Annotated in this window: 23 protein-coding genes; 8 read left to right on the forward strand and 15 right to left on the reverse strand. The window is 64.5% G+C overall.

The genetic code is table 11. The features are described 5' to 3' along the window. Positions 1 to 14: 14 nt before the first annotated feature. The 3 genes from ybgF to tolB are packed head-to-tail and all read right to left on the reverse strand — an operon-like array spanning position 15 to position 2,562. Entirely contained in the window at positions 15 to 773 is a 759-nt protein-coding gene (gene ybgF, locus H7F36_RS18225; protein WP_187052128.1) for a tol-pal system protein YbgF, read from the reverse strand. 2 nt (positions 774 to 775) lie between these two features. After that, positions 776 to 1,288: a peptidoglycan-associated lipoprotein Pal gene (pal, locus tag H7F36_RS18230; protein WP_187052129.1), complete on the reverse strand. Its 513-nt coding sequence runs from the start codon at positions 1,286 to 1,288 to the stop codon at positions 776 to 778. A 20-nt stretch (positions 1,289 to 1,308) separates the two neighbouring features. After that, positions 1,309 to 2,562, reverse strand: coding sequence for a Tol-Pal system beta propeller repeat protein TolB (gene tolB / locus H7F36_RS18235; protein WP_187055062.1), 1,254 nt, complete (start codon positions 2,560 to 2,562; stop codon positions 1,309 to 1,311). Positions 2,563 to 2,831: 269 nt separating this feature from the next. Here tolB and msbA point away from each other — a divergent pair, with 269 nt between their 5' ends. Beyond that, on the forward strand, positions 2,832 to 4,616 hold the full coding sequence (gene msbA, locus H7F36_RS18240) for a lipid A export permease/ATP-binding protein MsbA (RefSeq protein ID WP_187052130.1): 1,785 nt from the start codon (positions 2,832 to 2,834) through the stop codon (positions 4,614 to 4,616). 109 nt (positions 4,617 to 4,725) lie between these two features. On the opposite strand, the gene rng is transcribed toward msbA, so the two are convergent. From rng to H7F36_RS18280, 8 genes are read right to left on the reverse strand one after another with little or no spacing between them, the layout of a single operon-like run. Continuing rightward, entirely contained in the window at positions 4,726 to 6,252 is a 1,527-nt protein-coding gene (rng, locus tag H7F36_RS18245) for a ribonuclease G (RefSeq protein WP_187052131.1), read from the reverse strand. Between the two features lie 8 nt (positions 6,253 to 6,260). Next, positions 6,261 to 6,860 carry a Maf family protein gene (locus H7F36_RS18250; RefSeq protein ID WP_187052132.1) on the reverse strand — a complete coding sequence of 200 codons (600 nt, stop codon included), beginning with the start codon at positions 6,858 to 6,860 and terminating at the stop codon, positions 6,261 to 6,263. A gap of 30 nt (positions 6,861 to 6,890) precedes the next feature. Further along, complete coding sequence (gene rlmH / locus H7F36_RS18255; protein WP_187052133.1) at positions 6,891 to 7,358, reverse strand: 23S rRNA (pseudouridine(1915)-N(3))-methyltransferase RlmH; 468 nt, start codon at positions 7,356 to 7,358, stop codon at positions 6,891 to 6,893. Continuing rightward, complete coding sequence (gene rsfS, locus H7F36_RS18260) at positions 7,355 to 8,053, reverse strand: ribosome silencing factor (RefSeq protein ID WP_187052134.1); 699 nt, start codon at positions 8,051 to 8,053, stop codon at positions 7,355 to 7,357. The genes rlmH and rsfS overlap by 4 nt, the downstream gene beginning before the upstream one ends. After that, positions 8,053 to 8,700, reverse strand: coding sequence for a nicotinate (nicotinamide) nucleotide adenylyltransferase (gene nadD, locus H7F36_RS18265; protein WP_261802371.1), 648 nt, complete (start codon positions 8,698 to 8,700; stop codon positions 8,053 to 8,055). The genes rsfS and nadD overlap by 1 nt, the downstream gene beginning before the upstream one ends. Next, positions 8,691 to 9,626, reverse strand: coding sequence for an oxygen-dependent coproporphyrinogen oxidase (hemF, locus tag H7F36_RS18270; RefSeq protein WP_187052135.1), 936 nt, complete (start codon positions 9,624 to 9,626; stop codon positions 8,691 to 8,693). Before hemF ends, nadD begins: the two co-directional genes overlap by 10 nt. After that, positions 9,626 to 10,960 (reverse strand): phosphoribosylamine--glycine ligase, encoded by a 1,335-nt coding sequence (purD, locus tag H7F36_RS18275; protein ID WP_187055064.1) that lies wholly within the window; start codon positions 10,958 to 10,960, stop codon positions 9,626 to 9,628. The genes hemF and purD overlap by 1 nt, the downstream gene beginning before the upstream one ends. A gap of 25 nt (positions 10,961 to 10,985) precedes the next feature. Beyond that, positions 10,986 to 11,711, reverse strand: a complete 726-nt coding sequence (locus H7F36_RS18280) for a YebC/PmpR family DNA-binding transcriptional regulator (protein WP_187052136.1) — start codon at positions 11,709 to 11,711, stop codon at positions 10,986 to 10,988. A gap of 155 nt (positions 11,712 to 11,866) precedes the next feature. Here H7F36_RS18280 and H7F36_RS18285 point away from each other — a divergent pair, with 155 nt between their 5' ends. Genes H7F36_RS18285 through H7F36_RS18315 form a run of 7 tightly spaced genes read left to right on the forward strand, consistent with a single transcriptional unit; the run spans position 11,867 to position 18,171 of the window. After that, entirely contained in the window at positions 11,867 to 13,234 is a 1,368-nt protein-coding gene (locus H7F36_RS18285) for an NAD(P)/FAD-dependent oxidoreductase (RefSeq protein WP_187055065.1), read from the forward strand. Then, positions 13,231 to 14,388 carry a Rid family hydrolase gene (locus tag H7F36_RS18290; protein ID WP_315971426.1) on the forward strand — a complete coding sequence of 386 codons (1,158 nt, stop codon included), beginning with the start codon at positions 13,231 to 13,233 and terminating at the stop codon, positions 14,386 to 14,388. The genes H7F36_RS18285 and H7F36_RS18290 overlap by 4 nt, the downstream gene beginning before the upstream one ends. A 15-nt stretch (positions 14,389 to 14,403) precedes the next feature. Continuing rightward, on the forward strand, positions 14,404 to 15,201 hold the full coding sequence (locus H7F36_RS18295; protein ID WP_187052137.1) for a lysophospholipid acyltransferase family protein: 798 nt from the start codon (positions 14,404 to 14,406) through the stop codon (positions 15,199 to 15,201). Continuing rightward, positions 15,174 to 15,950, forward strand: a complete 777-nt coding sequence (locus tag H7F36_RS18300) for a glycosyltransferase family 2 protein (RefSeq protein WP_187052138.1) — start codon at positions 15,174 to 15,176, stop codon at positions 15,948 to 15,950. Before H7F36_RS18295 ends, H7F36_RS18300 begins: the two co-directional genes overlap by 28 nt. Further along, positions 15,947 to 16,672: a phosphatase PAP2 family protein gene (locus H7F36_RS18305; protein WP_187052139.1), complete on the forward strand. Its 726-nt coding sequence runs from the start codon at positions 15,947 to 15,949 to the stop codon at positions 16,670 to 16,672. The genes H7F36_RS18300 and H7F36_RS18305 overlap by 4 nt, the downstream gene beginning before the upstream one ends. A 21-nt stretch (positions 16,673 to 16,693) precedes the next feature. Then, positions 16,694 to 16,948, forward strand: coding sequence for an acyl carrier protein (locus H7F36_RS18310; protein ID WP_187052140.1), 255 nt, complete (start codon positions 16,694 to 16,696; stop codon positions 16,946 to 16,948). Next, positions 16,945 to 18,171 carry a beta-ketoacyl-[acyl-carrier-protein] synthase family protein gene (locus H7F36_RS18315; protein WP_261802372.1) on the forward strand — a complete coding sequence of 409 codons (1,227 nt, stop codon included), beginning with the start codon at positions 16,945 to 16,947 and terminating at the stop codon, positions 18,169 to 18,171. The genes H7F36_RS18310 and H7F36_RS18315 overlap by 4 nt, the downstream gene beginning before the upstream one ends. A 125-nt stretch (positions 18,172 to 18,296) precedes the next feature. Here the strand turns inward: H7F36_RS18315 and fabG are convergent, their stop codons facing one another. The 4 genes from fabG to H7F36_RS18335 are packed head-to-tail and all read right to left on the reverse strand — an operon-like array spanning position 18,297 to position 21,101. After that, positions 18,297 to 19,043, reverse strand: a complete 747-nt coding sequence (gene fabG, locus H7F36_RS18320; protein WP_187052141.1) for a 3-oxoacyl-ACP reductase FabG — start codon at positions 19,041 to 19,043, stop codon at positions 18,297 to 18,299. Further along, the gene (locus H7F36_RS18325; protein ID WP_187052142.1) at positions 19,040 to 19,504 is read right to left on the reverse strand and encodes a hydroxymyristoyl-ACP dehydratase; all 465 of its coding nucleotides are present in this window, start codon (positions 19,502 to 19,504) and stop codon (positions 19,040 to 19,042) included. Before H7F36_RS18325 ends, fabG begins: the two co-directional genes overlap by 4 nt. Then, positions 19,501 to 20,268: a class I SAM-dependent methyltransferase gene (locus tag H7F36_RS18330; RefSeq protein ID WP_187052143.1), complete on the reverse strand. Its 768-nt coding sequence runs from the start codon at positions 20,266 to 20,268 to the stop codon at positions 19,501 to 19,503. The genes H7F36_RS18325 and H7F36_RS18330 overlap by 4 nt, the downstream gene beginning before the upstream one ends. Continuing rightward, the gene (locus H7F36_RS18335) at positions 20,265 to 21,101 is read right to left on the reverse strand and encodes a polysaccharide deacetylase family protein (RefSeq protein ID WP_261802373.1); all 837 of its coding nucleotides are present in this window, start codon (positions 21,099 to 21,101) and stop codon (positions 20,265 to 20,267) included. Before H7F36_RS18335 ends, H7F36_RS18330 begins: the two co-directional genes overlap by 4 nt. Between the last annotated feature and the right edge of the window lie 8 nt (positions 21,102 to 21,109).

Below are 21,109 nucleotides of genomic sequence, written 5' to 3' on the forward strand. Positions count from 1 at the left end.
AACGGCAAGCCTGCCTACTTCAAGCGCGCCAGGCGCTCGCGTCCAGCCTGAGCGGCTTCGGACTGCGGATAGGCTTTGGTCAAGTCTTCCAGCGTGCGACGAGCCGCGCGGGTGTCTTTGAGCTCGATCTGGCAATTGGCGATCGACAGCACGGCTTCCGGCGCCTTCGCGTGATCGGGCGCCAGAGACAGCATCGACCGGAAATTAGCAATCGCTTCGTTGTAGTTGCGCGTCGCGTATTGCGCATTGCCCAACCAGAACAAGGCCGACGGGTTGTAGCCGCTTTGCGGATGGGCCTTCACGAAGCCGGCGAAAGCCGTTTGGGCCTGCGCAAACTGACCACCGCGAAAGACGCCGAGTGCAGCATCGAACTCCGCTTTTTCTTTAGGGTCAGCGGTGAACTCGCGTCCGTCGACGGCAACGGTCGAGGGTTCACTCTTCTTCAAACGATCGTCGACATCCGTCTGCTTTTGCTGCATGTCGGACACGGTGCGGGTCAGCTGTTCGTTCTGGCCGGTCATGCGAGCGAGGTCGCCGCGCATGGCCTCGATCTGACTCTGCAGATCGAGCAGACTGCGCCGCAATTGACCGTTTTCGTCAGTGAGCCGTTGGTTGGTGGCCTCGCGCATCGCTTCGACACGCTGCCGCAAGTCCAGGATGGCACGGCGCGCCTCGTCATCCTCGAACAGCGCAGCATGCGCGCCGACCGATGCAAGCGACGCGCATGCCAACGCCGCAGCGGCGAGCGCGTGCCGCATGACAACACTGCGCATGATCACTTGTAGAAGATTTCAGCGCGGCGGTTTTGCGCGTACACCGCTTCGCCGGCGCCAGTTGCAGCAGGCTTCTCTTTGCCGAAGCTCACGGCTTCGATCTGGGCATCATTCACTCCCAGGAGCACCAGCGAGCGACGCACGGCTTCTGAGCGCTTTTGACCCAGCGCCAAGTTGTACTCGCGACCACCGCGCTCGTCGGTGTGACCTTCAATGGAAACGCGACGCTGTGCGTTCGCCTTCAGGAAGCGTGCGTGACCATCGATGAGCGCCTGGTACTCGGGCTTCACCGTGTAGCTGTCGTAATCGAAGTAGATGATCCGTGCGACTCCGACCGGGCCTTGCGCGTTCTGCGCGTTCGGATCGATCGTGACAGGTGCCACGCCGCTCGCCGAGCCCTGTCCCATGCCGCCACCAGTGCGGTCGACAACGGGTGCGTCGTTCAGCTTGGTGCCAGACGAGCAGCCTGCGATCAAAGCCACGATGGCCAGCGAATAAATCGTACGTTTCAACATTTTCGAACTCCTCAAGTTAATCATTGCTTTTGAAACGGACCCCAGTCCGGTTCTCTGATGTCGCCCGCTTGCCCCGCAAGGCGTGCCTTAATTTTTCCGTCCAGCGTGGTGGTCATCAGTGCCTCGCGGCCCTGAAGCTGCGTTGCGTAGACGATCAGCTTGCTGTTCGGAGCAAAACTCGGGCTCTCGTCGGCTGCGGTGTCGGTAATCGCGTTGACCGTGCTGGTCGACAGCTCCATCACGTGGAGTTTGAACGCACCACCCACCCTGGAGATGTAGGCCAACCACCGGCCATCGGCGCTGATGGACGGAGAAATGTTGTAGGTGCCGCTGAAAGTGACCCGTGTCGGGTTTCCGCCGCTGGCACCCATCTTGTAGATCTGCGGTGCGCCGCCGCGGTCGCTGACGAAGTAAATGGTACTGCCGTCGGCCGAATACACGGGCTCGGTATCGATGCTGTTGCTCTGCGTCAGCCGGCGCGGCTCGCCACCGCTCGCAGCAATTGTGTAGAGCTGCGAGCCGCCGTCACGGCTCAGCGTCACCGCCAGCGAATTGCCATCGGGCGCCCATGCCGGGGCGCTGTTCGAGCCGCGGAAGTTGGCCAGCAGTCGCCGCTGCCCGCTCGCCACGTTGTGCACGTAGACCACCGGCTTGCGCGACTCGAACGAAACGTAGGCGAGCTGTTGTCCATTGGACGACCAACACGGCGAAATGATGGGCTCGGGGCTTGCGAGCGCTGCCTGGGAGTTCTCGCCGTCGGCGTCTGCCACCCACAAGGTGTAGCGGCTGCCGCCCTTGGTCACGTAGGCGATGCGCGTCGAGAAAATGCCTTTTTCGCCGGTCAGCTTTTCGTAGACATAGTCGGCGATACGGTGCGATGCGAGGCGCAAGTCGCCCTGTGGCACGGTATAGCTCTGGCCGCCGAGGTCCGCGCCGCGTACCACGTCCCAAAGACGGAATTTGATGTCGTAGCGGCCATCGGCAAGCTTGGTCACGCCACCGGCCACGAGCGAATCGGCCGTACGTTGGCGCCACAGAGTGAGGTCAGGACGCGATGTTTCGTCGAGCGCCTGGCCCGACGCATCGACGCCGCGGAACTGGCCGCTGCGCTCGAGATCGGCCTGAACGATGGCGGAGATTTTTTGCGGGGAGGCGTCTTGTCCTTTGAAAGGGACGAGCGCAATGGGCAGCTGCGTCAGGCCGACGCCCGACACCTCCACCCGGAACTGGGCAAGAGCGGAAAGCGCGGGAGATGCAGCGAGGGCCGCAATCAAGGTGCGGCGTGCGGTGAACGAGGAAGAAGAAGTCGAAATAAGAGCTGGCAACGGCTTGTTCATGCAGTTCGGAGAAGTTTTCGGGGCAAAAGTTTCCCCGATCTGAAGCGAGGCTCAATGGTACACATAGCTCCGAAGGGGTCGTCACAAAACGTGAGCGCCTCTTGTGGACGTGGCAAAAGGGCGAATGTCAACGGGAAAAACGTCAATGAGGACCCATGGAGGAACTCATAAAGAGTCAACAGTCCACGCCCGTAGAATCCGCCGCCATGCCTTCCGCCCCCTCAGACGCCCCCGTGCGTGCCCCCTTGATGCGCCGTCTTTCGCGGCTCATGACCTGGTTCGGGCAGTCTCGTCGCTGGTGGACCATAGGGGTCGTCGCAGCCATGATCGCGGCACTCACCGAGCCGTTGATGCCGGCGCTTTTGAAGCCGCTGCTGGACCGCGGTTTTTCGCGCGGCCAGCTCGCGTTGTGGACCGTTCCGGTCGTGCTCATTTCGCTGTTCGCGGTGCGCGGACTGGCGCAGTTCGTCTCGCAGTACGCCCTGGCACGTATCGCCAACGAGGGGATGCAGCGGTTGCGCCGTGTGCTGTTCGACCGGGTGCTGGCGGCAGAGCTGGCATTGTTCTCTCGGCAGTCGGCTAGCGCACTGTCGAACACGGTCGTGTACGAGGTGCAGACTGGCGCCATGCTGCTGGTGCAAGCGCTGCTGGGACTGTCGCGCGACGGCTTCACGCTGGTCGCCCTGCTCTTTTACCTTGTCTACCTGAACTGGAAACTGACGCTCATCGTCGGTGTGCTGGTGCCCGGCGTCGCATTCATCATGAAGGTGTTTTCCAAGCGCCTTTACCACCTGACGCGCCTCGGTCAGCAGGCTACAGACGACTTGGCCTACGTCGTCGAAGAAAACGTGCTTGCCCACCGCATGGTGCGTCTGCACGGCGCGGAAGCCGGCCAGGCGCAGCGCTTCGAGGCCCTGAGCCAGAAGCTGAACCGGCTTGCCGTGAAGTCCACCATCGCATCGGCCGCGATGACGCCGTTGACCCAATTGCTCGCGTCCGTCGCGCTGTCCGTGGTGCTCATGATCGCGCTCTGGCAAAGCGGCGAGCAAGGTTTGACTGTCGGCGGCTTCGTCGCCTACATCACGGCCATGCTGATGCTGATCGCGCCGATCCGCCGGCTTGCCGACATGGCCAACCCGATCACGCGCGGCCTCGCCGCACTGGAGCGCGGGCTGGCGCTGATCGACGACATCGCCTCGGAGACGCAAGGCAGCTACACCGCCGACCGCGCGCGCGGCCGCATCGAACTGAAAGACGTGCGAGTGAGCTACCGCGGCGACGACGAAGCCTCTGCCATCGACCGGCTCAGCCTGACGATCGAGCCGGGCGAGGTCGTGGCCTTCGTCGGGCCGTCAGGGTCGGGCAAGACAACGCTCGTCAATTTGTTGCCCCGCTTCGTGCTGCCCAGTGCGGGCAAGGTGCTGCTGGACGACCACGACATCGGCGAATGGCAGCTGTCGAGCCTGCGCGCGCAGTTCGCGATGGTGAGTCAGGATGTCGTCATGCTGAACGACACGCTGGCCGCGAACGTCGCGTTAGGCGGCGACATCGACCGAGACAAGGTTCAGCGCTGCATCGTCGCGGCGAACCTGCAGTCGCACATCGACAGCCTCAGCCAGGGCATCGATACCGTGCTCGGCCACAACGCGGCGCAACTGTCGGGCGGTCAACGCCAGCGACTGGCCATTGCACGCGCACTCTACAAAGACGCGCCGATTCTGCTGCTCGACGAAGCCACCTCGGCCCTCGACACCGAGTCGGAGCGCCTGGTGCAAGACGCCCTTCAGCGCTTGATGCAAGGCCGCACCACACTCATCGTGGCGCACCGCCTCTCCACGATCCAGCACGCCGATCGCATCGTCGTCATGGAGCGCGGCCGCGTGTCCGAGCAAGGCAGCCACGCACAACTGATGGCGCTCGATGGCCTGTACGCCCGCCTGCAAAACAACGCCATTCGCACAGCCCCTCCAGAAAAAGAGCCCACGATCTGACCCTCGATTCCAGAAACATCGCGGAACCGGCTCTGCCGCGCCGCTGATGTTGCTCCGGGTCCAGGGAGTGGGAGTCGCGACACGAAGTGCGCAGCGACCTGGGAGCGAGCTAGAGCAACACGATGTCGTACTGTCCCTGGCCGATCGCAGCTTCGGCCTGCAGGGAAATCGGCTTTCCGATGAAGTCGCTGAGGCCGGCGAGATGCTGGCTCTCTTCGTCCAGAAACAGCTCGATGACCTGCGGCGATGACACGATCCGGAACTCGCGCGGCGTGAACTGCCGCGCCTCGCGCAGGATCTCTCGCATGACGTCGTAGGCCACGCTGCGGGCCGTCTTGACGATGCCCTGACCTTTGCACGCCAGGCACGGCTCGCACAGCATGTGAGCCAGCGATTCGCGGGTGCGCTTGCGCGTCATCTCGACCAGACCCAACTGCGAGAAACCGCCGGCTGTCGTCTTGACGCGATCGCGCATGAGTTGCTTCCTGAACTCCGCCAGCACCTGCTCGCGATGGTCGTCTCGCACCATGTCGATGAAGTCCACGATGATGATGCCGCCCAGATTGCGCAACCTGAGTTGTCGCGCGATGGCCTGCGCGGCTTCGAGGTTGGTCTTGAAGATCGTGTCGTCGAAATTTCGCGCGCCGACGAAACCACCGGTGTTGACGTCGACGGTGGTCAACGCCTCGGTCTGATCGACCACCAGATAACCACCTGACTTGAGTTCGACGCGTCGACCTAGCGCCTTGGCGATCTCTTCATCGACCGCATACAGGTCGAAAATCGGACGCTCGCCTTTGTAGTGCTGCAGCTTGCCAGCCGCCTGTGGCATGAACTCGGCACCGAACTTGTGCAGCACATCGAACTGCTCGCGCGAATCGATGCGAATGGTCTGCGTGTCTTCGCTGGTCATGTCGCGCAACACGCGTTGCAGCAGGCTCAGGTCTTGATGCAGCAACGACATCGCCGGCATGCGAGAAGACGATTCGCGAATGCGCGACCAAGTCTTGCGCAGGTACGCGATGTCTTCGGCGAGTTCGGCGTCGGACGAGTCTTCGCCGTTGGTACGCAGGATGAAGCCACCGGTGGCGGCCGGCACCACACCGCCGCTGTCGGCTGCTGCTGCCGCCTCGATCAGCACCTGCATGCGGGCGCGCAAGGCATCCCGCTGGTCCGACGGAATCTTCTGCGACACGCCGATATGGTTGTCTTGCGGCAAGAACACCAGCAGCCGCCCTGCGATGCTGATCTGCGTCGACAGGCGCGCGCCCTTGGTGCCGATCGGGTCCTTGATCACCTGAACGAGCAACGACTGTCCTTCGAACACCTGCTTTTCGATGGGCACGATCGGCCCGCTGCCGCGATGGTCGCGCTCGGGCACCTGCGTGCTGGCACGTGAGCCCGGCGTGAAGGGAGAAACGATGTCGGCGACGTGAAGGAACGCTGTGCGCTCGAGACCGATGTCGATAAAAGCCGACTGCATGCCAGGCAGCACGCGCGACACTTTGCCGAGATAGACGTTGCCGACCAACCCCCGCTCCAGCGTGCGTTCGACATGCAGCTCTTGCACTGCGCCGTGCTCCACCAGCGCGACGCGGGTCTCTTGCGGGGACCAGTTGATCAGGATGTCTTGCATGGGTTCTTCTAGATCTTGAAACCGGCGCGCCGCAGCAGCTGCGCGGTCTCGAACATCGGAAGACCCATGATGCCCGAATAGGACCCGCCGATGTATTCGACGAAGGCTGCCGCAGCACCCTGCACTGCGTAGGCGCCGGCTTTGCCGAGCGGCTCGCCGCCCTCTACATAGCGCGCGATCTGCGGCCGAGTCAGGGTCGCGAAGCGCACACGCGAGACGCTGAGCGCGGCATCGCGGCGGCGCCCGTGATGTACGGCCACGGCCGTCAGCACGCGATGCGTCGTACCCGACAGGAGACCCAGCATGCGACGCGCGTCGGCAGCATCATCGGGCTTGCCGAAGATGGTGCGGCCGAGCGCCACGGTGGTGTCGGCACACAGCACCGGCGCGTCGGGCAGCCCATGGCGCTTGCGGCGCTCGACCGCGGCGTCGAGTTTGAGCCCCGTCACTCGCTGTACGTAGGCAGCCGGACTCTCGGCACCATGCACGGCCTCGAGCGCTTCGGCGTCCTCGTCGTCATCGGCCAACAGCAGCTCATGGCGCACGCCGAGTTGTCCCAACAACTGGGCACGGCGCGGACTCTGCGAGGCAAGGTAGATGAAGCGCATCGGCGCAGGCAAAAGCAAGTGGTCCAGGCGCTATTCGCGGTGGTACGGATGGCCGGCGTTGACCGACCAGGCGCGATACAGCTGTTCGACCAGCAGCACGCGCGCCATGGCATGAGGCAATGTCAGATCGGACAAACGAATGCGCTCGTGCGCAGCGGCCTTGAAGGCAGGGTCGAGCCCGTCGGGGCCGCCGATGACCAGTGCCACGTCGTCGCCCTCGCCCTGCCAGGCCTGCAGTCGGGCCGCCAGGGCCTTTGTCGTGAGCGAGGTGCCACGTTCGTCCAGCGCGACGATGTGCATGCCGCGGGCGATCGCTGCCTCAATGCGTTCGCGCTCGGCGGCATAGATCGTGTCGAGTGATTTCGAACTGCGTGGCTCTGTCTTGACAGCCCGCAGTTCGAGTTTGAGCTCCGGCGGGAAGCGCTTGGCGTAATCGTCCCAGGCGGTCTGTGCCCAGTCGGGCATGCGTTGCCCGACCGCGACCACCAGGAGCTTCATGCGTTCTTCGGAGCAGCCTTGCGCGCGGGCTTCTTGACCGCGGCGGCGGTCTTGGAGGCAGGTCGGGCTGCAGGCTTCGCGGCCGACCTCGGCGCCGATTTGGCAGCCGCCTTCTTGGCGGCCGGCTTGCCGAACACTTTGACAGGCGTGTTGGCAGAAGCCTTGCGAGCCGGCGCCCTGCGCGATGATGGGCCCTTGGCTGCTTTGGCCTCGAGCTCAGCGGCGCGAATGGCGGTCTTGGCAGCGCTGGACCGGCGCAACGTCGTCGGTTGCTTGACGGCCGGCTTCTTCTCTTCGACGACCTTGGCCGGCGACGCCGGCTTGCTCGATCCGAGCTTGGTACGAACCGGCTTGTCGCCCCAGATTTCTTCGAGGTGGTAATACTGGCGGATGGCCGGCTGCATGATGTGCGCGACCGCCGCGCCGCAGTCCACGATGATCCATTCGCCGTTTTCTTCGCCTTCGATGCGCGGCTTGCCAAAGCCGGCTTCACGCACGGCATCGCGCACGCTCGAAGCCAGCGCCTTGGTCTGTCGATTCGATGTGCCCGAGGCGATGATCACGCGCTCGAAAAGCGGTGAAAGATGCTCAGTGTCGAATACCGCAATGTCCTGCGCCTTGACGTCTTCAAGTCCATCGATGATGGCTCGCTGAAGTTTCTGGGTGTCTTTCTTGGCGGCGGCTTCAGTTGTCATCAGGCAGGTCGGTAGAGGAGATGTTGATCAATATAGCGTGCAACGGCGGGCGGAACCAGTGCGGAAAGGTCTCTGCCACGGGCAGCGCGCTCGCGAATGTCGGTGGCGCTGATGTCCATGGCCGGCAGCTCAAGTCTCTCGAACCGGGCGCCAGCCGGTAGGCCGGGCAAGGCAGATGGATCGAACCGGGCTGCATCGCCCGTCTGTATTGCTCGATGCGCTACAGAAACGATAGCAAGCGCGAGTATACTCTGCCAGCCGTTCCAGGTCGGCAAGGCGCGGGCCTGGTCTTCGCCCATGACCAGCACCCATTGCACGTCGGGCAATTCGTCGTGCAGCTCTTGCAAGGTATTGAGCGTGTAAGTGGGGCCGGGCCGCAACACTTCGCGCGTGTCGACGACAGCGCCGGGCAAGTCCTGAAACGCAAGACGCGTCATGGCGAGCCGGTCTTCGGCACGGGTTAACGCCCTCGCCTTGTGCCAGGCCTGCCCGGTCGGAAAGATGCGTAGCTCCTGCAAACCGAGCTGCGCCAGGGCCGCTGCAGCCAGCGCGACGTGTGCGTTGTGCGGCGGATCGAACGCGCCGCCGAATACGCCGATGCGGATCGACGGCCGACCACTGCCGTTGCCCTGCGCGCTCAAAGCCACTCGCGCCGCACGATGAAGTCGCTGTACAGACTCGCCTCGGGCGTACCGACGTCAGGCATGCGCTGATAAGCCCAACTCGCGAGCGGCGGCATCGACAACAAGATCGATTCGGTGCGACCGCCGGACTGCAGACCGAAGTGCGTTCCACGATCCCACACGAGATTGAACTCGACGTAGCGGCCGCGGCGGTACAACTGGAATTCGCGCTCGCGCTCGCCATACGGTGTTTCGCGGCGGCGCTCGACGATCGGCATGTAAGCAGGCAAGAACGCATCGCCGACGGAGCGCAACATCGCGAAGCTCTGTTCGAAACCGAGCTCCGAGAAATCGTCGAAAAAGATGCCGCCGATGCCGCGCTGCTCGTTGCGGTGCTTCAAGAAAAAGTACTCGTCGCACCACTGCTTGAAGCGCTGATATTTGTCGTCGCCGAAGGGCGCTAGCGCATCGCGGCAAGTCGCATGAAAGTGCACCGCGTCCTCGACAAAACCGTAGTACGGCGTCAAGTCCATGCCGCCGCCAAACCAGCAGACCGGCTCGCCACCTTCGGGCAGCGCAGCCAGCATGCGGATGTTCATGTGCACTGTCGGCACATACGGATTGCGGGGATGAAAAACCAACGACACGCCCATCGCCTCGAAGGGCGCGCCCGACAGTTCGGGCCGATGTTGCGTGGCCGAAGGCGGCAGCCTGGGGCCACGAACCTGAGAGAAGCCGCAGCCTGCGCGTTCGAACAATTTGCCGCCTTCGAGGATGCAGGTGAGCCCGCTGCCTTGAAGCAATTCTTCCGGCGCTTTCTGCCAGGCATCGCTGGCGCACGCACCGCCATCGGCCGCCTCGATCGACGAGACGATGCGTTGCTGCAATCCGCGCAGGTAGGCGGCGACTTCTGCCGGTGTCGTCGTGACCGTTGCAGACGCAACCGCCATCAGCCGCCCTGCCCCCGGCCTTGCGTATTCCCCTGCGTGTGCGCATGCAAGGCGCGATACCCGATGTCGCGCCGGTATTGCGCCCCGTCGAATTGAATGCGCGAAGCCACTGCGTAAGCGCGCTGCTGCGCCAGCTTGACGCTGTCCGCCAGCACGGTGACGCACAACACCCGGCCGCCACTGGTCTGCAATTCCTTGCCCTTGAGCGCGGTACCAGCATGGAACACGACAGCATCGGCCGTCTCCGCCGGCACCCCGGCGATACGGTCGCCTTTTCGCGGATCGAGCGGATAACCGTGCGCCGCCATCACGACGCCCAAGGCGACACGCCGGTCCCATTGCAGTTCGACTTGGTCGAGCGTCCCATCAGTGGCGTGCAAGAACACTTCGAACAGATCCGACTTGAGCCGCATCATGATCGGCTGCGTTTCCGGGTCGCCCATGCGGCAGTTGAATTCCAGTGTTTTCGGGTGACCGGTGCCGTCGATCATCAGACCCGCATACAAGAAACCGGTGAATGGAATGCCGTCTTTTTCCATGCCGCGGATGGTCGGCAGGATGATCTCTCGCATAGCCCGCGCATGCACTTCGGCGGTGACGACCGGAGCCGGCGAATAGGCACCCATGCCCCCGGTGTTGGGGCCTTCATCGCCGTCGAGCAGGCGCTTGTGATCCTGGCTCGTGGCGAGCGCCAGCACGTTCTTGCCGTCGCACATAACGATGAAACTTGCCTCCTCGCCCTGCAAAAACTCTTCGATCACGACGCGCGGAACCGCCTTGCCGTCGCCGATGTCGTTGTGGGCGACGCCGAACTTGTTGTCGACCAGCATGAAGTCGATCGCCTCGTGCGCCTCGGCCGCCGTCATGGCAACCACGACGCCTTTGCCTGCCGCCAGCCCGTCGGCCTTGACGACGATCGGTGCGCCCTTGGCTTCGATGTACGCATGCGCGGCGACAGGGTCGGTGAAGGCCTCGTATTCCGCCGTCGGAATCTTGTGGCGCTTCATGAAGGCCTTCGAAAAAGCTTTGGAGCTCTCGAGCTGCGCGGCCGCTTTCGTCGGACCGAAGATGCGCAAGCCGTGTGCGCGAAATTCGTCGACCACGCCGGCAGCGAGCGGACCTTCAGGGCCGACCACGGTCAGCGCGATCTTTTCCTTGGCCGCCCACTCGCGCAGCGCGACCGGGTCGGTGATGTCGACTCCGATTAATCGCGAATCGGTCGCCGTACCGCCGTTGCCCGGCGCCACATAAATCTTGCTGACGCGCGTCGCCTGTGCAAGGCGCCAGGCCAACGCGTGCTCGCGACCACCGCCGCCAATCACCAGAACCTTCATTCGCCAGCTTTCATTCGAGGATTTTTCATTCCGACAGTGCAGCGTTGTGATAGACCTCCTGGACGTCGTCCAGGTCTTCAAGAATGTCGAGCAGCCGCTGCATTTTTGCAGCGTCGTCGCCAGTGACATCGACCGTGTTTTCGGCCCGCATCGTGACCTCGGCCACTTCGGGCATGAGGCCGGCGGCGTCGAGCGCGTTCTTGACCGCTTCAAAGTCGCCGACCGCCGACAGCACTTCGATGGCGCCGTCTTCGCCCGTCACAACGTCTTCGGCGCCGGCCTCCAGGGCGACTTCCATCACCTTGTCTTCGTCGGTGCCGGGCGCAAAGACGAACTGGCCGCAATGCTTGAACTGGAAGGAGACCGAATTCTCGGTGCCCATATTGCCGCCGTATTTAGAGAAGGCGTGCCGCACTTCGGCCACCGTGCGCACCCGGTTGTCGGTCATGGTGTCGACGATGATCGCCGCGCCGCCGATGCCGTAGCCCTCATAGCGGATTTCTTCGTAGTTGACGCCTTCGAGATTGCCGGTGGCCTTGTCGATGTTGCGTTTGACCGTGTCGATCGGCAGGTTGACGGCTTTGGCCTTTTCAACCGCCAGCCGCAGCCGCGGGTTGGTGCCCAAGTCACCGCCGCCGAGGCGCGCAGCGACCATGATTTCGCGGATCACCCGGGTCCATGCCTTGCCGCGCTTCTCGTCCTGCCGGCCTTTCCTGTGCTGAATGTTTGCCCATTTGCTGTGTCCGGCCATGGCTTCGCTCTCGCTGTCTAGTAGATGTCGAGTTTACTGTCCGTCGCACGCAACGGCCTGCGCCGCACGGCGGGAGCCGCAGTGCTTTTCTGGATAATCCAATGCTCAAACGCCGCTTTCCCGCTGCGGCGCCTGAATTCAACCTGACACTGCGCATGAACATTCTTGACCCGACACCTGTCCAAAGTCATGTCGTCACGACAGACGTCGAGGCTTGCGACGTACTCGTCATCGGCGGCGGCCCCGCGGGCTCCACCGCGGCCGCACTGCTCGCGCAGCAGGGCCGCAAGGTCGTGCTGCTCGAGAAAGCGCACCACCCGCGCTTTCACATCGGCGAATCGCTGTTGCCCGCCAACGTCGCTCTGTTCGACCGACTGGGCCTGCGCGAACAGATCGAGGCGATCGGCATGCCCAAGTACGGCGTCGAATTCGTCTCGCCCGACCACGATCACACGGTGGCGCTCGAATTTGCCGAGGCTTGGGACAAGTCGATGCCATACGCCTGGCAGGTGCGCCGCTCCGAAATGGACGAGATGCTGTTTCGCAATGCAACCGCGCACGGCGCCGACACGCGCGAAGGCTGGCGCGTGCGGAATGTCGACTTCGACGCCGACGGCGCCACCGTGCAGGCCACGCACGACGATGGCGAAAAGCGCACATGGCGCGCCCGCTTCGTCATCGATGCATCGGGCCGCGACACCTTCCTGTCGAACAAGTTCAAGGCCAAGCAGAAAAACCCGAAGCACAACAGCTCGGCTTTGTTCGGCCACTTCGCCAACGCCTTGCGCGGTGAAGGCAAGCTCGAAGGCAACATCACCATCTTCTGGTTCGCGCACGGCTGGTTCTGGTACATACCGCTGGCCGACGGCACCACCAGCATTGGCGCAGTTTGCTGGCCGCACTACCTGAAGTCACGCACCGAGCCGGTCAAGGACTTCTTTGCCGACACCATCGCGCTCTGCCCGCAACTGGTCGAGCGGCTGAAAGACGCCACGCTGGTCGACGACGCGGTGTACGCCACCGGCAACTACTCGTACACCAGCACGCATTGCAGCGGCGAGCGATATCTGATGCTCGGCGACGCGTTCACCTTCGTCGACCCGGTGTTTTCGTCGGGCGTCTATCTGGCGATGCACAGCGCCTTCGAAAGCGTCGATGTCGTGACCGCCGCGCTCGAGCGTCCTGCGCAGGCGGCGGCGCTGATGCAGCGCTTCGAGCGCTACATGCGCAAGGGGCCACGCGAGTTTTCGTGGTTCATCTTTCGGGTCACCAACCCGACCATGCGCGACTTTTTCATGTACCCACAAAACCCCATGCGGGTGAAGGAAGCGCTCATGTCCTTGCTGGCGGGCGACATCTACGGCAAGACGCCGATCTGGCGCTCGCTGCGCATCATCAAGTCGATGTACTGGTTGGTTTCGGCCGGCCATCCCAGGCGGACCTGGCTGGCGTGGACGCGGCGGCGGCGCAACATTCGCGACCTCGGTCCGCTGGTCGGCGAGAACGTGGTGGAGGCCAAGTGAGCGCGCCACTTGCCGACAACTCGGGCTCCTCGGGCTTTCCGTCCCGTCTGCGGGTCGAACGGATGTCGCTGGCCGACAGCCTCGACCTCAGCGCCACCGGCGACGCACCCTTCGGCGCCTTGGGCTACGGCACGCCTGCGCATCTGCACTGGATGCCGACGGTCGACGCGCAGGTGCTGTCGCTGCGCGGTGCCATGGCCGACGTCTGGCATGCGGGCGAGCGCATCGATTCGGGCGCGACCGGCTCGGCCCGTTGGCGCAGCGATGGCGAGTGGCTGCTCGGCGCCATCGATCTTTCCGAAGCGACCGACAAGGCCGATGACGAGGGCTTGTCCGACATGTCGCACCGCGCTTACAGCGATCTCTTCAAGGCGCTCGACGAAGCAGGTACGCCTCACCTGCTGCGCATCTGGAACTATCTGCCGCGCATCAACGGCTTCAACGATTCCGACGACAGCGCCGCGGGGCAAGGCACCGGAGGCACCGGCCTGGAGCGCTACCGCCAATTCAACTTCGGCCGCCAGCAGGCCTTTATCGATGCCGCTCGCCCCGCTTTCGACGGCGCCCCGGCAGCCTGCGCGCTGGGCATCCGGCAAGGCGCATTGAGCATCCGCTTTCTGGCAGGCCGCAAGGCGCCGGTGCCGGTCGAAAATCCGCGCCAGGTATCAGCCTACCGCTACCCGCCGACCTACGGGCCGCGCGCGCCGACTTTCTCACGCGCGGCACTCGCCGAAATGGGCGGCGGCGATGTCGCACTTTTTATCTCCGGCACCGCCAGCATCATCGGCCACGAGACCGTTCACCCCGGTGACGTGCGCGAGCAGACACGCGAGACGCTGCGCAACCTCGCTGCGGTGGTCGCCGCCGCGAACGACGCAGCAGGCAAGCTCGAAGCACCGTACGACGCCGCACACTTCACGGTGCCGGCGCTCGATTGCGTGATCTATGTACGGCATGTCGACGATGTCGTCGCCATCCGCCAAGTGATCGACGAGGTACTGGGCGCGGGCTCGCACTTCGCTGCGCACGCGGTGGTGCTCGAAGCCGACATCTGCCGCAGCGACTTGCTGGTCGAGATCGAGGCACATGCGGTTGCGTCCGGTGTGCAAGGCGCTCGGCACGATGCCTTGCCGGTCGGCTCACTCGATGCGTGAACCGGCGCCCACGCCATGATTCGCGCCCTGCGCTTACTCGCAACGATTCCGCTGGCGCTGCTGCTCTACACGCTGCTGCTGTTCCTCGGCGCCATGTCGCTCGGCTGGAACCTCGTTGCCATGGTGCTGCATCCGGTGTTGCCGGCGCGGCAAGGCTTGCGCATCGGCCGTGCGGGCATCTCGTGGGGCTATCGGCTGTTCTGGAACGTAGCGTCGGCCTGCAGGATGATGCGCATCGACGCGAGCTGCCTCGACGCGCTGCGCGACGAGCCGGGCGTGATCTTCGTGGCCAACCATCCCACCATGCTCGATGCCTTGCTGCTGGTGGCGCATTTGCCCAGAAGCGCCTGCATCATGAAGGCGTCGCTCATGAAGAACGTCTTTCTGGGTGCCGGCGCGCGGCTCGCACAATACATCCGCAACGACTCGGCGCGCACGATGGTCCGGCTCGCCGTCAACGATCTGCGCGACGGCGGCCAGCTGGTCATCTTTCCGGAGGGCACGCGCACCGTCTCGCCGCCGCTTAATGCGTTTCGCCCCGGCGTGACGCTGATCGCAAAGCTCGCGCAGGCGCCGATTCAAACGGTCTTTATCGACACCGACTCGCCCTACCTCGGCAAGGGCTGGCCGCTGTGGCGGGTGCCGCCGCTACCGGTCGTTTTCAAGCTGCGTTTGGGTCACCGCTTTTTGCCGCGACAAGACAGTGCCGCGTTGCTGACGCAGCTCGATCAGTATTTTCGACACCATGTAGAACAACAACAGCGCGACGACACCGCGCCTGCCGAATGCCAGACGTCTCCCCTACACACCTAGTTCTGATCCCTAGCTACAACACGGGCGAGCGCCTTTTCTCGACAGTGAGTGCAGCGCGAGCGCAATGGAGTCCCGTGTGGGTCGTCGTCGATGGCAGCACCGATGGCACCGGCGAGCGGCTGCGGCAGATGGCCGAGGCCGATCCGGGCCTGCGGGTCTGGCTGCTGCCGGCCAACCAGGGCAAGGGTGCTGCAGTGCTGCACGGCTTGCAAGCCGCGCAAGAAGCGGGCTACACGCACGTACTCACCATGGACTCCGATGGTCAACATCCGGCAGACCTCATACCGGCTTTCATGCACGCATCGCTCGCCCGCCCGGAGACCATGGTTCTGGGCCGCCCGATTTTCGATTCCAGCGCCCCCTTGTTGCGCGTGCGCGGCCGCAAGCTGTCGAACGGTTGGACGCATCTCGAAACCCTGTTCGCAGGCATCGGCGATTCGCTCTACGGCTTTCGCGTGTACCCCGTCGCCGGCCTGATCGCTGTCATGAAGAGCCAGCCCTGGATGCGCCGCTTCGACTTCGACACGGAAGCGGTCGTGCGACTCGCCTGGCGGGGCGTCAAACCAGTCAATATCGATGCACCGGTGAAGTACCTCACAGCTGAAGAAGGTGGCGTCTCGCACTTCCGGTATGTGCGCGACAACGTGCTCTTGTCGTGGATGCACACCCGGCTCATGTTCGAGTTCGTTCTTCGCTTGCCGGCCCTCCTGTGGCGGCGTTTTCGAGGTCTGCCACCGTTCCAGCCATGACCGCGACCGCGTCGAATCAGGCCCGTCCCTGGACCGCCGAGATCGCGCTGCGCATGCGCCGTCTTTTCTTGTTGAAGCTGGGCGGCACCATCGCTTTCACCTGGATCTTTTTCATCGGCTACTTTCAGCTGCTGCGGCACCCGACGCAGCAGCCGATCACGATGCCGCTGACCGCGCTCGACCTGCTGATCCCGTTCCAGCCTTACACGTTGGTGGCGTACCTGTCGCTCTGGTTCTACATCGGCTTTGCGCCGGGTTTGCAGCGCAATTTTGCCGAACTCGTCGTCTTCGGGCTGTGGGAAGCTGCGCTGTGCCTTTCGGGACTGGCTGTGTTCTATGTATTTCCGACGGCGGTGCCGGCCCTGACGTTCGACGTGTCGGGCTTTCCCGGCTTCGCAATGCTGCAAGGCGTAGACGCCACCGGCAACGCCTTCCCGTCGATGCACGTGGCGGTCGCCATTTTCACTGCGATGCACGTGGAAGACGTGCTGCGCCGTGCACGCGTACCCTGGACGCTCCGCCTGCTCAACGTGCTCTGGTTTCTCGCCATTGCCTGGTCGACCCTGGCCGTTCGACAACACGTGGTGCTGGACGTGATCGGTGGCGCTATGCTGGGAATGGCTTTTGCAGTGCCGTCGCTGCGCTGGCGACCGCGATCCGATGTGCCGATGGCCCGCGCCGACCCCTTGCCTGCCGCATTTGCCAACCGCACCAACCTCTAACAACACCAAGTTCACCTCACCATGAGTTCGCTGAAAGAGTTGCAGGACCTGATCCAGGAAAAGTACGACATCCCGCCTGAAAAGCTCGCGCCCGATGCGTCGATGCGAGAGACCGGGCTCGATTCGCTCTCGATCGCCGAATTCGTGTTCGCAATCGAAGATCACTTTCACATCGAGCTGCCGGACGACGATCCGAACATCGACACCCTTGGTGAATTGGCCGCGCTGGTCGACCGTGTTCGCGCTGCAAAAGACGAAGTGAAAAAAGCAGCGTGAATTCTTACGCCGTCGTCGTCACCGGCATGGGCGTCGTGGCACCGCACGGCGACAGCATCACTTCGCTGTTCGAAGCGCTGATGCTCGGCCGTTCGGCCATTCGACCCGTATTTCCGGAGCTGCCCAAGCCGGCGGCCGCAGCGACCGTCATCTTCGACGCTTCGCGTTGGTTCACCAAGCTACAGCTGGCCGGGGTCGACCGCGTGAGCCAGTTGGCCGTCGCTGCGGCAGAGCTCGCCATGAAGGATGCTGGCGCCGCGGGAACGGTCGAGGCCGAGCGCATCGGCGTCTTCGTGGGCTGCGGCATGGGCGGTGCGGCGGCTCTCGAGGCCGCGTACCGAAGCGGCAACACGCAGAGCGGCGGCTCCGGCCGCGTGCCGCCGTTGACCATCCCCGCTTTCATGCCCAACGCTCCGGCAGCGCATGTCGCCATGCGTCAGGGCGTTCACGGCCCGGTGCTCACCTATTCGGTCGCGTGCGCATCGTCGTCAATGGCCATCGCCGAAGCCGCCAAGGCAGTGCAGCGCGGCGATGTCGACCTTGCAATCGCCGGCGGCAGCGAAGCGCTCATCGTCCCCGGCGTGGTCATGGCGTGGCAGGCGATGCAGACGCTGGCCTCGTTTGCGCCCGGCGAGGCCGCCGACGCGGTGCGCCCCTTCGCCGCCGATCGCAGCGGCTTCGCGCTGGGCGAAGGTGCGGCTTTCATCGTGCTCGAATCGGCAGAGCGTGCAAAGGCGCGTGGTGCCAAACACTACGCGACGCTCGCAGGCTGGGGCAGCAGCTGCGACGCCACGCACCTCACCAAGCCCGACGCGCCTGGCCAGGCGCGCGCGCTGCGCCAGGCCCTGAAGATGGCCGACCTGGAGCCTCACGACATCGGCTACTGCAACGCACACGGCACCGCGACACGCATCGGCGACGAAGTCGAAGCCAAGGCGCTTGCCGAGGTATGGGGCGCTGATCTCGACCGGCTGCGAGTGAGCTCGACCAAGGCGCTGCACGGCCACTTGCTCGGCGCAGCCGGTGCGATCGAAGCCGTGATTACCGTGATGGCGCTCTACGAGCAACGGCTGCCGCCCAATGCGCACTGCGTCACGCCCGACCCGGCTTGCGCGCTGAATCTGGTGCTCGAACCCGGCTACAGCGCTGCCAATACGCAGGCCGCCATCAGCAACTCATTCGCCTTCGGCGGAAGCAACTCAGTCTTGCTATTCAAGCGCTGAAGCAAACGCGCCTTGTTGGCCGCACTGCGACCCACCGGCCATCGCGACGCTGCCCCCTTCCAGAAACATCGCGGAACCGCCTTCGCCGGGCCGCTGGTGTTGCCCCCGGTCAGGGGTGGGGCGAGCTAAATCATCCCGCCGTTGATCGAGATGACCTGCCCCGTGATGTAGGCGGCTTCGGGGCTCGCCAGAAAACCGGCCAGCGCCGCCACCTCGTCCGGCGTCCCGGCCCGCTTGGCCGGCACCATCTGATTGATCATCGCCGGGTCGAACACTGCATCCGCCATTGGGGACGCGATGATCCCCGGCGCGATGGCGTTGACGGTGACGCCGCGCGCTGCCACTTCGAGCGACAGCGCCTTGGTCGCGCTGTTGAGCGCGCCCTTGGCGGCCGCGTAGTTGACCTGCCCGCGGTTGCCGGTGAGCGACGCGACCGACGAGATGTTCAGGATGCGGCCCCAGCGCGTGCGCAGCATCGGCAGCAACAGCGGCTGCGTCACCCGAAAGAAGCCGTTGAGCGACACGTCGATGACCTTGTGCCACTGCTCGGGCCGCATGCCGGGCATGACCGCGTCGTCGTGCACGCCGGCGTTGTTCACGACGATCTGCACCGGGCCGGCTTCGAGCATGCGCTCGCAGGCCAGGCGCGCTGCCTCGTCGCTGCGCAGATCGAACACCACGCTCTCGGCTTTGCCACCGGCGGCGATGATCGTCGCGGCCAGTTGCTCAACGGCCTCGGGCCTTGAATTGGCATGCAGCAACACAGTGGCGCCGTCGCGCGCCAGCCGCGTCGCGATGGCCGCACCGAGCGAGCCGCTCGCGCCGGTGATGAGGGCGCGTTTTCCTGCGAGAGTGTTGCCTTCGAGAGTCATTGGGGAGCTTCCATCGCCAGTGGCGTGTTGAGGACGACCACGGCGCGGCCTTCGGCGACCGCCCGGCCCTCGCTGTCGGTCAAGTCGAATTCATAGAGCACCTGCCGCGCATCGCCTGACAGCCGACGGGCGCGCACATGCAGCAAACCGGCGATGTCGTCGAGCCGCTCGACAGCCATCCTCACGTTACGTGCGCTCGCCAGAAACCCGGCCGACGGCACGCTGCCCTCGACCGCCAGCACGCCGCCATGCAAGGCCATGGCCTGCGCCGCATATTCGATGGCGTTGGGCGCGAGCAACCCGCTCGCGGTGCGCAACGGGTTGTCGGGCGCCGTGTGGGTGGCGGTAGTGCAGTGGATGGCCTCGGCCGACCAGCTTTCAAGGCGGTCCAGCAGACACATGGTGCCGCTGTGCGGAATGCGTCGGGCGATGGCGGCGCGGTCGAGTGTTTGGGGCGTCATTCTTTGCTTTCAGACAGACAGAGATCGGCGACCAGCAGCACGTTCGCGAACGGCGTGCCCTGGCTCATCGGCACGCTCTGCACTTTGAAGCCGAAGCCTTCGAGCGTGGCGATCCATGCGGCCAGCGGCCGGCCCCAGGTCGGCGAAACCTTGTGGCCGCGAATGCGAGTGACCATCCGGTCGACCCACTGGCTCACTGCAAAGCCGCGTCGGTCAGACGCATCGCCGACACGCAACAACAGGCGCCCTTCCGGCTGCAGCGCATCGCGCACGCGCCGCAGAATATTGTCCTGCGCGGCGATGCCGACGTAGTGCAGCACGTCGAGGATCACGACCAGATCGCACGCCGGCAAATCTGCGTTGCACATGTCTGCACAGAGCAGTCGGGGCGCCGGCCGCAGATGGCCGATCGACGCTTGGGCACGTGCGATGTCCTTGGGCATCAGCTCGATGCCGGTGTACTGCGCAGCTGCAGTGGTGGCGGGCCACGACGCTGGCCATCGGCCCTTGACCTGCATCGCGCTCATCGATGCCAGCAGGCTCGCGAACAGGCCCTGGCCGCAACCGATGTCGACCACGCGCGCATGCCGCGCATCGATCAACCGGCGTTCGATCAGGCCGCGAAAAACCGGGTCGCGCCCCAGCTTGCCGCGCGCGAAACGCCAGGCGAAGTTACCGGCCGTTTTGTAGGGCAGCGTGGCTGCCTCGTGCAGTTCGCGCCATGCGGTGTCGGGCTGCGGAAGCGGCGCGGTGTCGGCATTCATGTGTGGAGCCCTTGAAGTCCTTGCGGCAACGTAACGGACTGCAGCCCTTCGGCGCGCAGGCGGTCGAGCAATGGGGGCAACACGTCGAGCAGCACCGGGCGGCCCGCGGACGTATGCGCGGCATTGCCGTCGTGCAGCAAGAGGATGTCACGCGCCTGCAAGCCACGCGTCAATCGCGCCAGCACCTTGGCCGCATCGCCTTCGCGGGTGTCGAAACCGCGGCGAGTCCAGCTCACGAGCCGCAGCCCGAGCCGATGCAGCACCGGCTCCAGAAACGGATTGCGCAGCCCGGCGGGCGCACGAAAACAGGTCGGTTTATGCCCGATCACATCGGCGAGCATGTCTTGCGCCTGAGCGATCTCGGTGGCAAAACCGCGCGGACCCAGGAAGGAAAAGTTATGCCGATGCTGCGTCGTGTGGTTCTGGATGCTGTGACCACGCGCCACGATCTCGCGTGCCAACGCCGGCTGTGCGCGCACGCGCTCGGCGATGCAGAAGAAGGTTGCGCGCTGGCCGTGCGCATCGAGCAGGTCTAGCACCTGCGGCGTGACGTCAGGCTCGGGCCCGTCGTCGATGGTGATGGCGACCTCACGCCGCGCGGCCGCTGCTTCGGGCAAACGCGTGACGTTAGGGCCGAGCAAACTGCTGCGTGGCGTCAGGCCGGCGCCGGTGATCAGCGCATGGTTCAGTACGATGGCGCCGACCGCCCAGGGCAGTGCGCCCGGGACCAGCACACCAGCGCCGATCGCGGCCACATGCCAGCCGACACTGGCCCGCAGAATGGGCGGCCAGGGCCATGCAGTCCCACGCGTCGAGTCGATAAGTGGTGTCACTTTTAATA

The organism is Variovorax sp. PAMC28562, assembly GCF_014303735.1.
Taxonomy (GTDB): domain Bacteria; phylum Pseudomonadota; class Gammaproteobacteria; order Burkholderiales; family Burkholderiaceae_C; genus Variovorax.

Excerpts from the sequence above, each read along its gene's own strand:
- ybgF (WP_187052128.1), bottom strand. The coding sequence starts at position 773 with ATGCGCAGTGTTGTCATGCGGCACGCGCTCGCCGCTGCGGCGTTGGCA.
- pal (WP_187052129.1), bottom strand. The coding sequence starts at position 1,288 with ATGTTGAAACGTACGATTTATTCGCTGGCCATCGTGGCTTTGATCGCA.
- msbA (WP_187052130.1), top strand. The coding sequence starts at position 2,832 with ATGCCTTCCGCCCCCTCAGACGCCCCCGTGCGTGCCCCCTTGATGCGC.
- rng (WP_187052131.1), bottom strand. The coding sequence starts at position 6,252 with ATGCAAGACATCCTGATCAACTGGTCCCCGCAAGAGACCCGCGTCGCG.
- H7F36_RS18250 (WP_187052132.1), bottom strand. The coding sequence starts at position 6,860 with ATGCGCTTCATCTACCTTGCCTCGCAGAGTCCGCGCCGTGCCCAGTTG.
- rlmH (WP_187052133.1), bottom strand. The coding sequence starts at position 7,358 with ATGAAGCTCCTGGTGGTCGCGGTCGGGCAACGCATGCCCGACTGGGCA.
- rsfS (WP_187052134.1), bottom strand. The coding sequence starts at position 8,053 with ATGACAACTGAAGCCGCCGCCAAGAAAGACACCCAGAAACTTCAGCGA.
- hemF (WP_187052135.1), bottom strand. The coding sequence starts at position 9,626 with ATGGCGGTTGCGTCTGCAACGGTCACGACGACACCGGCAGAAGTCGCC.
- purD (WP_187055064.1), bottom strand. The coding sequence starts at position 10,960 with ATGAAGGTTCTGGTGATTGGCGGCGGTGGTCGCGAGCACGCGTTGGCC.
- H7F36_RS18280 (WP_187052136.1), bottom strand. The coding sequence starts at position 11,711 with ATGGCCGGACACAGCAAATGGGCAAACATTCAGCACAGGAAAGGCCGG.
- H7F36_RS18285 (WP_187055065.1), top strand. The coding sequence starts at position 11,867 with ATGAACATTCTTGACCCGACACCTGTCCAAAGTCATGTCGTCACGACA.
- H7F36_RS18295 (WP_187052137.1), top strand. The coding sequence starts at position 14,404 with ATGATTCGCGCCCTGCGCTTACTCGCAACGATTCCGCTGGCGCTGCTG.
- H7F36_RS18300 (WP_187052138.1), top strand. The coding sequence starts at position 15,174 with ATGCCAGACGTCTCCCCTACACACCTAGTTCTGATCCCTAGCTACAAC.
- H7F36_RS18305 (WP_187052139.1), top strand. The coding sequence starts at position 15,947 with ATGACCGCGACCGCGTCGAATCAGGCCCGTCCCTGGACCGCCGAGATC.
- H7F36_RS18310 (WP_187052140.1), top strand. The coding sequence starts at position 16,694 with ATGAGTTCGCTGAAAGAGTTGCAGGACCTGATCCAGGAAAAGTACGAC.
- fabG (WP_187052141.1), bottom strand. The coding sequence starts at position 19,043 with ATGACTCTCGAAGGCAACACTCTCGCAGGAAAACGCGCCCTCATCACC.
- H7F36_RS18325 (WP_187052142.1), bottom strand. The coding sequence starts at position 19,504 with ATGACGCCCCAAACACTCGACCGCGCCGCCATCGCCCGACGCATTCCG.
- H7F36_RS18330 (WP_187052143.1), bottom strand. The coding sequence starts at position 20,268 with ATGAATGCCGACACCGCGCCGCTTCCGCAGCCCGACACCGCATGGCGC.